The 16,086-nt window shown below is 57.2% G+C and carries 8 protein-coding genes, 1 pseudogene and 2 CRISPR repeat arrays; of the genes and pseudogenes, 4 read left to right on the top strand and 5 right to left on the bottom strand.

Annotated elements, in window-relative coordinates; translation table 11 throughout:
• Positions 1-223 precede the first annotated feature (223 nt).
• Positions 224-1,420, top strand: coding sequence for an RNase H family protein (locus ACEE43_RS07405; protein ID WP_449107630.1), 1,197 nt, complete (start codon positions 224-226; stop codon positions 1,418-1,420).
• Positions 1,421-1,577: 157 nt separating this feature from the next.
• On the opposite strand, the gene ACEE43_RS07400 is transcribed toward ACEE43_RS07405, so the two are convergent.
• A complete protein-coding gene (locus ACEE43_RS07400) occupies positions 1,578-2,204 on the bottom strand; it encodes a DedA family protein (protein WP_449107629.1) in 627 nt (208 codons plus the stop codon).
• Between the two features lie 595 nt (positions 2,205-2,799).
• Between ACEE43_RS07400 and ACEE43_RS07395 the strand changes: the two genes are divergently transcribed.
• From ACEE43_RS07395 to ACEE43_RS07385, 3 genes and pseudogenes are all read left to right on the top strand, one after another.
• Positions 2,800-4,314 (top strand): O-acetylhomoserine aminocarboxypropyltransferase/cysteine synthase family protein, encoded by a 1,515-nt coding sequence (locus tag ACEE43_RS07395; protein ID WP_449107628.1) that lies wholly within the window; start codon positions 2,800-2,802, stop codon positions 4,312-4,314.
• A gap of 3 nt (positions 4,315-4,317) precedes the next feature.
• Complete coding sequence (locus tag ACEE43_RS07390) at positions 4,318-4,821, top strand: CoA-binding protein (RefSeq protein ID WP_135012911.1); 504 nt, start codon at positions 4,318-4,320, stop codon at positions 4,819-4,821.
• Positions 4,806-4,985, top strand: a pseudogene (locus tag ACEE43_RS07385) (hypothetical protein); the annotation flags it as partial. The gene ACEE43_RS07390 and the pseudogene ACEE43_RS07385, both read left to right, overlap by 16 nt.
• A 70-nt stretch (positions 4,986-5,055) precedes the next feature.
• A CRISPR array of direct repeats spans positions 5,056-6,366; the repeat unit is 29 nt; unit sequence GGAAATACCCCCGCCTGAGCGGGGAAGAG.
• Positions 6,367-6,462: 96 nt separating this feature from the next.
• Positions 6,463-11,311: a CRISPR direct-repeat array (repeat unit 29 nt; unit sequence GGAAATACCCCCGCCTGAGCGGGGAAGAG).
• A gap of 21 nt (positions 11,312-11,332) precedes the next feature.
• On the opposite strand, the gene cas2e reads toward ACEE43_RS07385, so the two are convergent.
• Genes cas2e through cas6e form a run of 4 tightly spaced genes read right to left on the bottom strand, consistent with a single transcriptional unit; the run spans position 11,333 to position 15,911 of the window.
• On the bottom strand, positions 11,333-11,644 hold the full coding sequence (gene cas2e, locus ACEE43_RS07380; RefSeq protein ID WP_449107795.1) for a type I-E CRISPR-associated endoribonuclease Cas2e: 312 nt from the start codon (positions 11,642-11,644) through the stop codon (positions 11,333-11,335).
• Positions 11,645-11,649: 5 nt separating this feature from the next.
• The gene (cas1e, locus tag ACEE43_RS07375) at positions 11,650-12,585 is read right to left on the bottom strand and encodes a type I-E CRISPR-associated endonuclease Cas1e (RefSeq protein ID WP_449107794.1); all 936 of its coding nucleotides are present in this window, start codon (positions 12,583-12,585) and stop codon (positions 11,650-11,652) included.
• On the bottom strand, positions 12,582-15,212 hold the full coding sequence (gene cas3, locus ACEE43_RS07370) for a CRISPR-associated helicase Cas3' (RefSeq protein WP_449107793.1): 2,631 nt from the start codon (positions 15,210-15,212) through the stop codon (positions 12,582-12,584). Before cas3 ends, cas1e begins: the two co-directional genes overlap by 4 nt.
• Positions 15,213-15,221: 9 nt before the next feature.
• Entirely contained in the window at positions 15,222-15,911 is a 690-nt protein-coding gene (cas6e, locus tag ACEE43_RS07365) for a type I-E CRISPR-associated protein Cas6/Cse3/CasE (RefSeq protein WP_449107792.1), read from the bottom strand.
• Positions 15,912-16,086 lie beyond the last annotated feature (175 nt).

Here is a 16,086-nt window from a genome sequence, read left to right as displayed (position 1 = left end):
CGGGCTGCTTCGGCGTCCGTCCGCTCGCCCGCTCCGCGCGAGTGCTTACCAGACTCGCACAGTGCCTACGCACGGGGTGGACGCTCCGCGAAGCTGGTGGGCGTTCACCGAGAGAGTGAAGAAGGCTCCGATGCCCCTCACCTGTTGGCAAAAGGGCGTGGAGTTGGTATAGCTTTAAAGAGTAAGCAAAACAACTATAGACACCCCTTAGGAGATGAATAATGTGGAAATTACGCCTGCACATATCAAAAAATGTGAGCTGACCTGGGAACCGCCGGACTACACCAGCTCTTACCCGGCAGGGTTCACCGAGCAGGGCGTGGCAGTGATTGTGGTGGTCATGGACCAGGTGCGAGCCGCCGGTAACTGCCATGTGGGGTTGACGTCCTTCGCCTTTATCTCGCGTGAAAACGGCGAGCGTGAGGTGATTGAGAGCGAGCCTATCGCCGAATCCCTGACCCACAGCCTCATGGACCCCTGCGACACCGTGCACACCGACATGCTGGGCCGCGCTATCCTGGCCGCGATGGAGGCTATCCCCGAGGACTACAAGACCAACCTCATCACCGTGGCCGCCGACAAGCACTATCTGAAGCTGCTCTTCCGCAAGTTCACGGCCTTCCGCGATTTTCTGGAGTACCGCTCCATTGATAAGGTGATGAACCCCTACGAGTCGCACTCGCTGGGGGAGATTCACGTGAAGCTGATTGGCACTCCCGCGGGGGAGCTCATGCCCCACTTCATGGACGAGGCCTCGCGCCTGGCCCATGCTGAGTTTGAGAAGAATACCGCCCAGCTGCCGGTTGAGAAGCTGGTGGAGTACAGCGTCTTTACTGACTGTTCGTACAGGTCAACGAACAATAAGAAGTATTTAAAGGGCGGACGCATGGGCATCGGCGGGGTGAGCGAAGACGGCTTCTTCTTCCACTCCCACTACGATGCAACGAACATTATGACCGGGGAGCTCTCGGCCATGTTGGCTGCTTTTAATATCTTTTATCACGGTGGCCGGCAGCTGATTATTCACACCGATTCGCTGGGGGCGCTGACCTTTGTGCTGCGCCTGGCGCACAACCGCTGGGTCTACAACACTTGGGCTACCGAGGGTGTGCAGAACCAGCAGGTTCTGGACGAGATGGAGCGGCTGACCGAGGCCATTCGGGAGCGCCGGGTGCTGGTCAAACATATTCCGGGGCATACCGGGCACGGGCTGCAGGAGTCGTCGGATTCTGTGTCGAAGATGCACCGGCACTTCCCCGGGCAGATTGTGGACAAGGGGCATGTTTCCGAGTTCAACCAGCGCTGCGAGTCGATTATTACCGCCCTGTCTGGGTGTGAGAAGGCCCTGCGCCTGCCCTGCGGCGACTGGATTCAGATCCGCCCGTCGGTGGTGCACGCCCGTAATCGTTTGTGGAAGTAGCGGGGTCGCTGCCCTAGGGTGCCCTACTTCCTCAAAGGGGACCTTAAAACTTAAAAGGGACCGCATAATACGCGGTCCCTTTTAAATTTTAAGGTCCCCATGGGTGAGGGGGCAGGTGCGGGCGCGGGGCTCCGCTAAGCCGTGCGGACGCCCGCCGTTAGGCTACGTCGCGCTTTTCCTGGTGGGCGCGGCGCAGCAGCCAGATGAAGACGGCCACCAGGGCCAGGGCTACCAGGGCGTAGACCACCTTGGAGTACTGGTCGATGACGCCTTCAACGGCTTCCCAGTTTTCGCCCAGGACCCAGCCACAGTAGATGAGCAGGGCGTTCCAGATAGAAGAACCGAGCAGGGTGTAGAGGCCGAAGGTCAGCGGGTTCATGCGGTCGATGCCGGCGGGAATCGAGATGAGTGAACGAATGCCGGGGATGACGCGGCCGATGAGGATGGAGGCCTTGCCGTACTTGTCGAACCAGGCTAGGGCGTTGTCGACGTCCTCAACCTTCACCAGCCACATCCAGGCCGCGATCTTGCGCAGGCGGTTGGCACCGATAGCTGCACCCAGGTAGTAGAGGAAGTAGGCGCCGGTGAGCGAGCCGACGGTCGCCCAGATAAAGGCGGCCACTACGTTGATGGAGCCCTGGGAGGCGGTGAAGCCGGCCAGCGGCAGGATGACCTCGGAGGGGATGGGCGGGAAGACGTTCTCAAGGAAGACGGCCAGGCCAACTCCGGGGGAGCCGATGGCCTCCATGACGGAGATAACCCAGTCGATAATGTTCTGGAGCACGAGTGCCCTTTCTCTGCGAGTGCGGGCAGCCGCCCGGTGACAAAACTTTCTCTATTCTCTCGTAGAACCCTGTGTTTTCCTATGAGCTAGCTTGTAGAGAGGCTGGGGGTTTTGGTCACGTTAGATTGGTGGGGCTCAGCGTCTACTAGAATCGCGCTGTGCTTACGCGAGGGGTGGGCTATACGCGAGTTTGGTGGGCTTTTGTCGGGTGTAGAAAGATGCGCGGACGCCACTTTATCTGGAAGGTCGCGAGAGGAGTACCCCTTAATTCCGATGTCACTATCGACATCACACAAATATCTGTACACAAAAAATTAACCCCTCCACGGCAAACACCGCTGAACGGGAAGCCACATGTGGAGGGGGATTCATGTAAAACTCTACCAGTGGTGCTTGTACGATACGGGATAAAGATTAGTGGAAAGCGACCCAAATATATACCGCAGTCAGTAAGACTTAGGGCGGTTTCTTTTTGACGTTTCACCAGCTGGTAATGCTACGTAACCTGTTCACACCGTGAAATAAGTTACCGCCGCCGCGCGGGCATGGGTGACTATGGAGGGTAGAGAACTATGCCTATCAATCAGGAGAGTCCATGGCTGAGCATACTTTTGGCTTCCGCACCCGCGCCCTGCACGCGGGCGGCACCCCCGACGCTGAGCACGGTGCTCGCGCGGTTCCGATTTACCAGTCCACCTCCTTTGTTTTTAAGGACGCGGACGACGCCGCCAACCTTTTTGCCCTGCAGAAGTACGGCAATATTTACTCCCGCCTGGGCAACCCGACCGTGGCGGTGCTGGAAGAGCGCATCGCCTCGCTGGAGGGCGGTATCGGTGCGGTAGCGACTGCCTCGGGTATGGCTGCTGAGTTCATTACCTTTGCGGCGCTCTGCCAGACCGGTGACCATATTGTTGCTTCGTCTAACCTCTACGGCGGCACCATCACCCAGCTGGATGTTTCCCTGCGTCGTTTTGGCATTGACACCACCTTTGTGGACGGCACCGACCCTGCCGATTTTGCCGCCGCAATCCGCCCCGAAACCAAGGCTATTTACACCGAGATCGTGGCTAACCCCTCGGGCCAGGTCGCTGACCTTGAGGGTCTGGCCCGCGTGGCCCACGAGAACGACATCCCCCTGGTCGTTGATGCCACCCTCTCTACCCCCTACCTGATTCGCCCCATCGAACACGGCGCTGACATCGTGATTCACTCGGTCACTAAGTTCCTGGGCGGCCACGGCACCACCCTGGGCGGCGTGGTCGTTGAGTCGGGTCGTTTCAACTGGGGCAACGGCAAATTCCCCACCATGACCGAGCCGATTCCCTCCTACAACAACATTTCCTGGTGGGGTAACTTCGGTGAATACGGCTTCCTCACCAAGCTGCGTTCGGAGCAGCTGCGTGACTTCGGCCCCTCCCTCTCAGCCCAGGCGGCTTTCAACCTGTTGCAGGGTGTTGAGACCCTGCCCCAGCGCATGGACGCTCACCTGGCCAATGCCAAGGACGTCGTCGCCTGGCTGAACGAGGACGCCCGCATCTCCTACGTTAACTACGCCGGCCTGCCGGAGCACCCCCACTATGAGCGGGCGCAGAAGCTGCTGCCGCTGGGCGTTGGGTCGGTCTTCTCCTTCGGCGTTGCCGGCACCGAGAAGGCGGGCGGACGCGACGTGGGCGCCGAGTTCATCAAGAACCTGCAGCTGGCATCGCACCTGGCTAATATTGGCGATGCCCGTACTCTGATTCTGCACCCCGCCTCAACTACCCACCAGCAGCTGACCGCTGAGCAGCTGGCAGCCGGTGGCGTGGGTGAAGACCTGATTCGTATTTCGGTGGGTCTGGAAGATGCCGTCGACATTATCTGGGACCTCGACCAGGCTCTGACTATTGCTTCCGGCCGCAACCACGCCGGTGAGCTCGTCGGCACCGCCAGTGCGGACGAGCTGGTGGCCCGCCGCGAAGCTGCCGAAGCTGAGGCAGCTGCCCAGAAGGAGGCGCTGGAGGCGGATGCCGCCGCCCACGCTGCCGAGCGCGCAGCGCGTGAGGGGGCTGGGACGTCCGCACCGGCGTCCGCGCCCGCCTGCGAAATTCCCGCACCCAAGAAGGAGGCCTAAGCCGTGACTGAGATTCGTACCTGGGAAGGCCCCAGCGCGCCGGAGCGACTGAAGATTTTGCACGAGACGAAGTCTATTGCGATTGTGGGTATGTCTGACAAGATTTCGCGGTCTTCGTATTTTGTGGCGACGTATTTGCAGTCGTCGAGCCCCTACACCCTGTATTTTGTGAACCCGATTTTGGCGGCTAAGGGTAAGGAGGTGCTGGGGCAGAAGGTGTACGCGTCGCTGGCTGACCTGCCGGAGGCCCCTGACCTGGTGGAGATTTTCCGCCGCAACGAGGACCTGCCGGGTGTGGTTCAGGAGGCCATTGAGGTGGGCGCGAAGACGGTGTGGATGCAGCTGGGCTCCTGGAATGAGGAGGCTGCGCGGCTGGGTGAGGACGCCGGGCTGAACGTGGTGATGGACCGGTGCGTGAAGATTGAGCACGCCCGCTTCCACGGCGGCCTGCACCTGGCCGGCTTCGTAACCGGCGTGATTTCGTCAAAGCGGCAGGTGCTGGCCTAGCCCTTGGGGTAGGTACCATCTACATCAGAAATGACCACGAACTAGGTGGTCATTTCTGGTTTAAATGGGTATTTCTTGAAAGCATTGAACTCTTTTTTGCACTGCGTCTGGTACAGATAAGGGTATCGCTAAGGCATTCCTCCGCTTTTGCGGAGAATGGTTAAGCCGAGTTCATAGGTGGTGGTTACCAACAGAACTACCCCCGCTTGAGCGGGGAAGAGCCTATACTGCACCGGAAATACCCCCGCCTGAGCGGGGAAGAGCCTGATGAATCAACGAGCTTGACGTTGGACATGGAAATACCCCCGCCTGAGCGGGGAAGAGGAAACCTCATCAGCGTACCCCTCTGCCTCTCAGGAAATACCCCCGCCTGAGCGGGGAAGAGAAGAAAGGAGGCCGGGAATGGCAACCCGGGAAGGAAATACCCCCGCCTGAGCGGGGAAGAGGGCCTATTCATGGAGCTCACGCAAGGCGGGTCAGGAAATACCCCCGCCTGAGCGGGGAAGAGTTGGTGTGTGGGAACCCGATAAGACCACCGGCGGAAATACCCCCGCCTGAGCGGGGAAGAGGGCTGCCAGTCACCTGAGAAAAACACGGGGTCGGAAATACCCCCGCCTGAGCGGGGAAGAGATCTGAAAGGGCCATCCGACGCGCCTATCATCGGAAATACCCCCGCCTGAGCGGGGAAGAGGCGAAGCCGGCAGGGAATTTCATCTCGTTGAGGGAAATACCCCCGCCTGAGCGGGGAAGAGCCACGGGCCGCATCCAATGCTTTGACTAGGCTGGAAATACCCCCGCCTGAGCGGGGAAGAGGCGAAGCCGGCAGGGAATTTCATCTCGTTGAGGGAAATACCCCCGCCTGAGCGGGGAAGAGGAAACGACGTAATTAAAGAGGCGCCCGGCGATGGAAATACCCCCGCCTGAGCGGGGAAGAGTCATCCCACACTTTCGCATCACCTATCCCGTCGGAAATACCCCCGCCTGAGCGGGGAAGAGGCGGAAGATTTCACCGCTGGCGGTGACTCGCTGGAAATACCCCCGCCTGAGCGGGGAAGAGGCAATCTCTTTGGCGCGATTATCCGCGGCTCTGGAAATACCCCCGCCTGAGCGGGGAAGAGTCTTTAACGAGGTCGCGCCACCGTTCGGCAGCGGAAATACCCCCGCCTGAGCGGGGAAGAGTGGGTCGCCCCGTGATTGCAGATTTCCACGCCGGAAATACCCCCGCCTGAGCGGGGAAGAGTCGTAGTGCCAGATTTCATCCAGGCTCACCAGGGAAATACCCCCGCCTGAGCGGGGAAGAGTTGGGGTGGGGGTAGGTGCGGTTTTCGCCGTTGGAAATACCCCCGCCTGAGCGGGGAAGAGGTGCCGGAGGATTCCATTTCGACGCCGATGAAGGAAATACCCCCGCCTGAGCGGGGAAGAGAGAAGGGATAGCGGTCTTGTCTGAGTTGTACCGGAAATACCCCCGCCTGAGCGGGGAAGAGGAAGTGGGCGCGGGGATACGCGACTCAGAACCGGAAATACCCCCGCCTGAGCGGGGAAGAGCTTTTTGCGTGCATTCTATGGCAGGCTTGCCCGGAAATACCCCCCCCCGCCTGAGCGGGGAAGAGGCCTAAGAAGTAGTAGAAAGGACACACCTTATGGAAATACCCCCGCCTGAGCGGGGAAGAGTCTGGTTTCTTCGATAGGTAAGATCATCTGAGGGAAATACCCCCGCCTGAGCGGGGAAGAGTCGCGATGGCCGGATACAGCATGCTTGCAGGAGGAAATACCCCCGCCTGAGCGGGGAAGAGTCAATACTTAAACCATGCAAAGTTTAGAACTTGGAAATACCCCCGCCTGAGCGGGGAAGAGGGACTTGAGTTCGGTCTGCTCGGCTTCGGTCAGGAAATACCCCCGCCTGAGCGGGGAAGAGGATAACGGGGTGACAGTCGATGAGACCACCTGGGAAATACCCCCGCCTGAGCGGGGAAGAGGCGAGCTTTGACTGTGCCACGTCTTTAACCAGGGAAATACCCCCGCCTGAGCGGGGAAGAGGCTGCTTTTAGGCGGTTCATGAGGCGGACGCCGGAAATACCCCCGCCTGAGCGGGGAAGAGTGGCCGCAGAAAGAAATCACCCCAGGGTTCATGGAAATACCCCCGCCTGAGCGGGGAAGAGACCCAGCACCAAAGACACAACAGCCACAAGCAGGAAATACCCCCGCCTGAGCGGGGAAGAGAACAGCTTGAACTTTCCAAACCTGGGGGACATGGAAATACCCCCGCCTGAGCGGGGAAGAGTTTGATCCTTGGGAGTTTTACAACGCTGGGGTGGAAATACCCCCGCCTGAGCGGGGAAGAGGAGCTGACCTTGCCCGGTAGCTCGCGGAAAAAGGAAATACCCCCGCCTGAGCGGGGAAGAGTCAGAGATCAACGGTGACCCGCGTACCGTGCAGGAAATACCCCCGCCTGAGCGGGGAAGAGACATTGGCAACGTGATGGCAGCCTTGCAGGATGGAAATACCCCCGCCTGAGCGGGGAAGAGCCGAACCTGTGGCCCTAGCGCCGCCCTAGTAAGGAAATACCCCCGCCTGAGCGGGGAAGAGGCCCATTCTTCGGCTACCTCAAACTGAGCGCTGGAAATACCCCCGCCTGAGCGGGGAAGAGCAGGTCTACCCCGCTACATCGCCGCCTCACAAGGAAATACCCCCGCCTGAGCGGGGAAGAGGTTCCCGAGGGCGTGTCCATCGACTCATGGATGGAAATACCCCCGCCTGAGCGGGGAAGAGTCGCAAGGGTTCGCCCTATAGTGGGCGATAATGGAAATACCCCCGCCTGAGCGGGGAAGAGTTGGCTACCAGTGCAGCCCCGTAGGCGGTCAGGGAAATACCCCCGCCTGAGCGGGGAAGAGTTGGCTACCAGTGCAGCCCCGTAGGCGGTCAGGGAAATACCCCCGCCTGAGCGGGGAAGAGTGGGTCAATGGCGCTAGCGCAGGCTCGGCGCTGGAAATACCCCCGCCTGAGCGGGGAAGAGCGCATCAGGCACCTGCAAAGACGTAGTCACCCGGAAATACCCCCGCCTGAGCGGGGAAGAGTCATCAGGCTGAGCTGAAGGAGATTCGCCGTCGGAAATACCCCCGCCTGAGCGGGGAAGAGGTAAGGAGTGTTGCTAAGTTTATGGCCACCAAGGAAATACCCCCGCCTGAGCGGGGAAGAGGATACACCAATTTTTTCTGAGAGCTGACCCTGGGAAATACCCCCGCCTGAGCGGGGAAGAGGGCGCTCCTACTGCAACTACTGGTGGCTAGTGGGAAATACCCCCGCCTGAGCGGGGAAGAGACCCCCTGGCTGGGGATACCGTGGTTATCAAGGGAAATACCCCCGCCTGAGCGGGGAAGAGATTCCTGGGCATGGAACCGAGATAAATCGCCCGGAAATACCCCCGCCTGAGCGGGGAAGAGGTGAGGTAGGGCGTTACGGTTCTCAACTGCTAGGAAATACCCCCGCCTGAGCGGGGAAGAGCTGGGTGTGGTGGGGTCTGTTGATCCTGGCGTGGAAATACCCCCGCCTGAGCGGGGAAGAGTGCGCGGGGCCAGGCGGCATGTATCGCAGGGCGGAAATACCCCCGCCTGAGCGGGGAAGAGAGTCGGGGGTCTACCCATATGCGCCCGAGACCGGAAATACCCCCGCCTGAGCGGGGAAGAGACCCAAAGGAGAAACCCCATGACTGAGAAGAAGGAAATACCCCCGCCTGAGCGGGGAAGAGTGGATTCGGTCGAGTGATAATAAGCCTCACAGGGAAATACCCCCGCCTGAGCGGGGAAGAGGGTCGGTTCCTCGCCCCGGACGGTAGCCCTTTGGAAATACCCCCGCCTGAGCGGGGAAGAGCCGGCAACGCTTGGGTCTCCGGCGACGCTGAGGGAAATACCCCCGCCTGAGCGGGGAAGAGCCGGTGATACTCCCGTTGACGATGAGGGAGCCGGAAATACCCCCGCCTGAGCGGGGAAGAGAGGTCACTTACGGGGACACCGGGTGGAGAAAAGGAAATACCCCCGCCTGAGCGGGGAAGAGTATTTTGCGGTTGGAGAGCCCGTTGGTGTTCAGGAAATACCCCCGCCTGAGCGGGGAAGAGGATTCCTCCCATCAGGATTTGCTTTTCACGTAGGAAATACCCCCGCCTGAGCGGGGAAGAGGGCAACGTCGTCCAGCAACGCGCCGGGACCCAGGAAATACCCCCGCCTGAGCGGGGAAGAGTTGCGTTGGGTGCGGGCCCATTCGATGACCCCGGAAATACCCCCGCCTGAGCGGGGAAGAGGCAAGAATAAAGCTGACGCCTCTGGGGCTCTGGGAAATACCCCCGCCTGAGCGGGGAAGAGTTCCGCGCCGCATGAAGAAGATTGGCGCGAACGGAAATACCCCCGCCTGAGCGGGGAAGAGGAGAGGACTGCCTGGTAATGGCCCAGCACATCGGAAATACCCCCGCCTGAGCGGGGAAGAGTATTCTGCGATTTCTTGGGCGATGGCCTGCATGGAAATACCCCCGCCTGAGCGGGGAAGAGCCTCAGCCTGGGAATGATTCCACACCCACGACGGAAATACCCCCGCCTGAGCGGGGAAGAGGGTTTTGAACTTCGTCAGGTTCAAGGCGGCTAGGAAATACCCCCGCCTGAGCGGGGAAGAGCAGACGGCGGGCACGGTCGCGCAAAAGGTCGCGGAAATACCCCCGCCTGAGCGGGGAAGAGCCCCACGGTTTTGGTGTACCGGTCGAACCATTGGAAATACCCCCGCCTGAGCGGGGAAGAGATTTGCATGGCGCGCAGCTGTGCGCCTAGTGCGGAAATACCCCCGCCTGAGCGGGGAAGAGAATCCGGTGAAGAAACCATCATCCACACCAAAGGAAATACCCCCGCCTGAGCGGGGAAGAGAAGCCTTAGCCGTCAGCATGCCGATAGGGTCGGGAAATACCCCCGCCTGAGCGGGGAAGAGACCCCCACCTCACCGAAGCCGAAGCCTTCCAAGGAAATACCCCCGCCTGAGCGGGGAAGAGAGCATCGTACCCGAGGGTGGAAAGATCTCCGAGGAAATACCCCCGCCTGAGCGGGGAAGAGACTTCCTTGCCTTCGAGGTAGCGCTGGCCGAGGGAAATACCCCCGCCTGAGCGGGGAAGAGCCCTCAATCAGTAGGCCGCGTAGCTGCCAGCCGGAAATACCCCCGCCTGAGCGGGGAAGAGGCGCCGTGCTCGCGTGCTTCCCTGCCTGGGCCGGAAATACCCCCGCCTGAGCGGGGAAGAGTCAGATGCGGCCAGCTTTACGCCCTTGTAGTGGGAAATACCCCCGCCTGAGCGGGGAAGAGAGCCTGGTGAGAGGCCACCTATTACGCCGGATGGAAATACCCCCGCCTGAGCGGGGAAGAGCTCTCTTCGGATGCCGCCCAGCAATCCGCGGCGGAAATACCCCCGCCTGAGCGGGGAAGAGTCAGCCCATCTCCAGCCGTATGCCTTCAGGCCGGAAATACCCCCGCCTGAGCGGGGAAGAGACGAACTGAAAAACGTCCCCAACGATGACCCGGGAAATACCCCCGCCTGAGCGGGGAAGAGTCGAAACCGTCCGCGAAAACCTGCGTGACCTCGGAAATACCCCCGCCTGAGCGGGGAAGAGGAGGCCACCGAGGCGGCGTGTACGCGGCTTCAGGAAATACCCCCGCCTGAGCGGGGAAGAGTGCGGGAACGGTAGTTGCTGCCCACCTCGTATGGAAATACCCCCGCCTGAGCGGGGAAGAGGTCTTCTTCATGTGCATGACCGCGCTGCGTGAGGAAATACCCCCGCCTGAGCGGGGAAGAGATCGGTGAGCACCTGCTACCTGTGGTATCGCAGGAAATACCCCCGCCTGAGCGGGGAAGAGTATTCAGCTTCGAGGGTCGATTCTTCGGTGACGGAAATACCCCCGCCTGAGCGGGGAAGAGTGGCATGGTGCAAGAGCGGTGTGCTTCAGCTAGGAAATACCCCCGCCTGAGCGGGGAAGAGGGTATTGGGCGCGCAGACCATGAGCTAGTCCAGGAAATACCCCCGCCTGAGCGGGGAAGAGATTGGACTCCTGCCCACCATCGGACTCATTCGGGAAATACCCCCGCCTGAGCGGGGAAGAGTCAGCCTTGGAAGGTTCGGCCTTTCCAAAGCTGGAAATACCCCCGCCTGAGCGGGGAAGAGTTCAGTTCGCCGCCCTGAGCGTAGAGCAATTTGGAAATACCCCCGCCTGAGCGGGGAAGAGTTTTCAGGCACGCCCTGCACGATGCTGTCGTTGGAAATACCCCCGCCTGAGCGGGGAAGAGCCTTCGAGGGGTTTTGCAAGCGTTGCAACATGGGAAATACCCCCGCCTGAGCGGGGAAGAGACGCCACCGAGTCCGAACGCGCCGAACGTGACGGAAATACCCCCGCCTGAGCGGGGAAGAGGCGAGGGTCAGTTCTTTCATTCGTAGATACCTGGAAATACCCCCGCCTGAGCGGGGAAGAGACTATCTGACTTGCGATTTTATCAGCTTAAATCTGAATTTTCGCTGTTTTTAGGTACTGGAAGATAAGTCAGTGAGAGACCATCTAGTTCAATGACAGGGCGGCTCTGGGCACCTACTGACTGAATGGTGAAACCCTGCTCTGCCTTTCGGTCACTGGTAATCATGGTGAACGATCCTTCCTTCGCGGCGAGGGTACATCTCATCCAGAGATTTTCTTGTACTCGTTTTGACACGTTACCAACATACAGTCCAGCGGATGCTTCTGATAAGAATCTACTGAGGTACCCACGCAGATGCTCAGGTATGGCTGTTGCAGAGAGAACCACAAACATATCTATTATTCACCTCCGTATTGGGTATGCCCGTCGACTTCTTCGCCGCGGTCTGAAATAAGCCGATCATCATCTCTGTTCGGTAGATGTGGTGTAAGCACTTCCATTAATGTTTGGAGCATACCTTTGAGGACCTGCTGTTTGACAAGTTCTTTTCGGACTCCTGTCCTAACGTCTTCAGCGAGATTAGTGCTGTTATGGCATGCAAAAGCAACAGGAATTGATAGTGAAGGCTTGTAGAGATCAGCAAGGTCGAAAAGAAGAGACCGGGCATCACCTCGATGAATAATTCCTAGGGCCGGGTTTACTCCGATAGCGGCGCAGGCTGCTGCCGCACACCCATAGAGTATAGAGTTGGCAATATTAAGTGCCATATTTACGTTATCGTCAGCATCGACTTGTCTGCGGAACCCCGTAATTTTGTGTTTCTTGGCTGTGTCACGGTAGAGGTTTCTGATAGTTCTTCCCTCTAATCCACGCATAGTGGCGATAGTTCCCCCGGGCATATGTTCAATGCCGAGTTGTTTTTTATATAGGACTAGGGCAGCGACACGCTGATTCTTTTCTTGAGCAATGAGTCGGGCTTGTGCAATTGCCCAGCGTGCGGACGAGGTCAGTGGGGTAGCATGCGAATAGGCGGGTACTCCGCCTCCCCCAGTGAACATGACAGTTGTTCCTGCACGAGTACACGAGGTGATAGCGGGCTGAGTGATGCTTGTTCCTGGCCCAAGCATAAGTACTGAAAGTCCACTGACAGGTAGCTGAACTCTTTTGCCAGCTACAATGCCTTTCTCGGTATCGCCCCCGTAGGCAATAACACCTGTTTTGTCTTGCCGGATTACGCAGTATTCCAGGTAAAGAAAAGACACTCGGTCTTCTAGTCTGACTTGATGATCGGTAGGAATGGTAGAGAACGCTAGGGCTTCTTCTGAGTAACTCATTCTTCGCTGACTCCTATAAAGCCGAGAACGTGGTCGTATGTGTTGCCTTCAGGTACCTGCATATAGTAATAGCGGTTGAGGAGGGTCTTAGAGTCAGAGAGCGAAGGCAGGCCATTGAGATATTCACGGTTATTCTTAGAAACAACAATGGGTAAGGACGCTCGTAGTGCTTTTTGAATTTCTTGCTGGTTGTGTGCAGCGAGAGAGAGCAGATTCTCTAAGGAGCCTTCCCACGCACCAGGAATCTGTTCTGGGTTTCCGCCAACAATCACTTGGCGGATATCGCTGTTGATAAGTCGGGTAAAAGCGCCATCATCTGAGTCGTTAAAGTTTTTGTCTGTCATATCGCTGAACTCTTTGATGGTGCTCAGCGGGTTTAAAGCAGAGGCGAGTTTCTCAGATTTATCTTTACCCTTTCGGAGAGCTGCCGAGTTCTCAGCGAACTGGTCTAAATCTTCTGAGGTGAGTATGGATTCGAGAGTTACAGCCGCAGCATCTACGAAGTCTTGGTTCATCGTTGGGCAAGAGAACTGGGGGTGAGCTTGCAGAAATTCCCAGGTTCGTTGAAGTTCAGCCGCGTAGTAGGGCTTGAGCATCCAACTTTCGGCATCGTGAGGAGTTATGACGTGAATCGTTAGATTGGGCACCCCAGGTATTCTCTGTTCCCTACTGGTGTCTTCTCGTCGCCATACGCGCCCTGCACGTTGAATTAAGGACGGAGCAGGGCAGAGATCTGTCGAGAGCAGATCGAGATCGATATCTAGAGATGCTTCTATTGCCTGGGTGCCAACGACAGTTAGTGAAGTTCCCAGACCGCCAGCTCCAATTGTTTTTTCAAGAATTTCGGCGTTACGTTTGCGGTGTTCTGCGGTCATCCGCGAATGTAACAAAAGAACTGTCTCTCCCCGGTTAGATAGCTCCTGTGCAATAGCCTGTGCCCTTTTCACTGTATTGCAGATAATGCCTAGTCTTGCTAGAGGGAATGAGCGTCTTTGTTCGCTAGCCCATTGAATATGCGTGGATTCTAAATCTGTAAAATCTGGTTCGGAGAAAGTGAAGTCAATAGTGTATTCAGGTACAGAAAGCACGGTTTGCTGAGGCTTAGGAGACTCTGAACTGGCGGCTTCAACTGCAGGAAAAATGGCTTTCTGTTCTGGATTTGTTCCTGTGTAAGCCTGCATGAAGCGGTCTCGTTGCCATTGAGGGAACGTTGCGGATAAGAAGGTCACGCGAGTGTTAGTTAGGCCAAACCATGTAAGCAAGGGGACGAGCAGTTCGCTCTGATAATGGTCTAAAGTATGAATTTCATCAATAACTACGTGAGAGTTAGCAAGTGCTAATAGGCGTAGATGGGTCCATTTCATGGGGATAGATGCCATGAGCGGCTGATCGATGGTACCAACGCAGACAGGGGCTAGTAGACGGGCAGCCCCAGATTTAACAAACTCAGTGGGGTAGAGTCCGCCACTATCATGGCCGTTGCAGGTGTCAGAGAATAAGGTTATAGGCCGGGTGTAGAAATCTTCGATGGAAGAAAGGCCGTGGGCTAAGGAAGCGACATTAGGTGTGGACTTGTAAGCTTTTTGGACTCGCCGCATAAGAGCGTTCGTTGTAGCTTGGGTAGGAAGAAGGAAGATAAGCCGCTCGTCTTTGAGTGAGTGGCGGAGCAACGCTGCTTCAGTTTTTCCATTGCCGGTTGGCGCCATCGCATTCCAAATACCTTCGCCTGCAGCTAGGGCTTCTTGTTGTAGGGGGCGTGGACTATGGTCCCCCAAAATAGAAGAAAGAGCTGCGTCAGTGCTTTCCCAGCCGTGGTAAAGACCTACCGTATCTTTGATGCGTTGCAGGGCTCGGCCAGTACACAGTTCAACCCATGCCGCAGGTTTATCGAGAGAGAGCTTCCCCTGATTCATAAGTTCTTGGTTTTGGGTAACCCAGTCGGTGCCCGATGCGATGCGGTCGGCGAGAATAACAAGACCGGAGAGCAAGACAATGACGGTTGGGGAGACTTCTTCAGGGAAATTATCAGGGGAAATACCCAAGGACTCGGATAAAATATCGAGTAAATCAGATTGCGCGTCAGACCAGCCTGCTGCAAGTGCTTGTTGGAACCTTCGCCGGGTGACTTTGTTATCTCCCCGATCCGGGAAAGTGAAAGCGCCGTGATGCCCTAGCGCCGGAAGAACAAACCAAAAGTCTGATGCATCATCATTACGATCTGTCAGCTCTCCATTTGAGAGCGTGAAAGCACCTATTTGCTCATGCCTATGCAGGAATCTATTACCGCTTCGTGCGATGTCTGCAAGGGTTCTCTCATCAAGAAAAGCACAGGCCGGTTCATTCTCAGAAATGGATTTTCGTATTTGCTCCCATTCAGGATTTTTGAACCGAGGCTGAGCTTGAAAAATGGGAGACGCTTTTCCTACATCGTGAGATCCTGCGATCCACTGAATAATCTTTTTGCTTTCTTTACCTAACTCGTCCGCAAGGAGAGCTTGTAGACCTGGCCTGAGCCAATGATCGTGGAGGGCTAGGGCAACTGCCGCAGTATCAAGTAAATGGGCTAAAAGAGGATAAGTTTGGTTGAGGCCGTTCTGCTTCGACCAGATGTAAGGGTGAGCCTTCACGAGTATTTCCTAGTCGACTAGTGGGCGAATCGAGAGTAGGCCGCAGCCGTATGATTTTGCCCGTCCGACACCTTTTAGCAGTAGGTATTCCAAATGCGCAGTATCTTCGACGCGGGCAAAGCCATCAATCGTATCAACTTGTACTACGAAGGGGCTGACTTGTGATCGACCGAAACGGTCAGTGCCTAGAGCTTGACGTTGATGGTTCAGGATGGTCACTTCACCAAGGGCGGGGGAGAGCTTATCTGCTAGCCACTCACTCATGCGAGGTAGCCGTTCGTCTGCTTCGGCATCGCCGTCAAAAGGAATCGGAGTGACTCCATACCCCCTTTTACGACTGCTACCTGCTGCGTTCCCCTTCCTCTTGATGGCGTTAACAGCCAGACGGAAAGATATATGTGCTCCTACTGGAGGTGAAACAAGCTCAATCTGCTTTGTCTCTACCGGATTTCCCTCTGTTGGTGCGATATCAGACTGGATGAGAAAGTAGGGCGCGCTACCGGCAACAGTATCCAGACGGAAAAGAATACTGGAAGTTGCGCGTGGGGTAGTGCCAGCAAGCTCAGGAAAAAGGTGCATAGTGGCTCGGTGTCGAAAAATAGGGGAGTTGATATCCCAACCATGTTTGGGCTTAGAGGGATGATCCACCATAAGCGCTTCATGGACTGGGTACTTAGTGAGGAACACTGTGCGAGACACTGTTGCTTGCCTTCTTTCTGGCTGTATCAGCTGGGGTTGGTAAAGTTATTCTTGGCTCGGGTTCCTGCTACGTTTTCTGACGAGTGGCGGGGTAGTTCAATATAGTTGTAATGTCCGAGGCCTTCCCCGTAGTTGCGGGGGAATCTGTTTCCAGTGTACTTACCTGGGAACAGAA

This window comes from Rothia sp. 11254D007BW, from assembly GCF_053548195.1.
Note: the sequence above shows the minus strand (reverse complement) of the source record. Positions and strands in the feature narration are given on the sequence as shown.

What these genes read in the sequence shown, in the direction of transcription:
- ACEE43_RS07395 (WP_449107628.1), top strand. Translation starts at nt 2,800, where the DNA reads ATGGCTGAGCATACTTTTGGCTTCCGCACCCGCGCCCTGCACGCGGGC.
- cas2e (WP_449107795.1), bottom strand. Translation starts at nt 11,644, where the DNA reads ATGTTTGTGGTTCTCTCTGCAACAGCCATACCTGAGCATCTGCGTGGG.
- cas1e (WP_449107794.1), bottom strand. Translation starts at nt 12,585, where the DNA reads ATGAGTTACTCAGAAGAAGCCCTAGCGTTCTCTACCATTCCTACCGAT.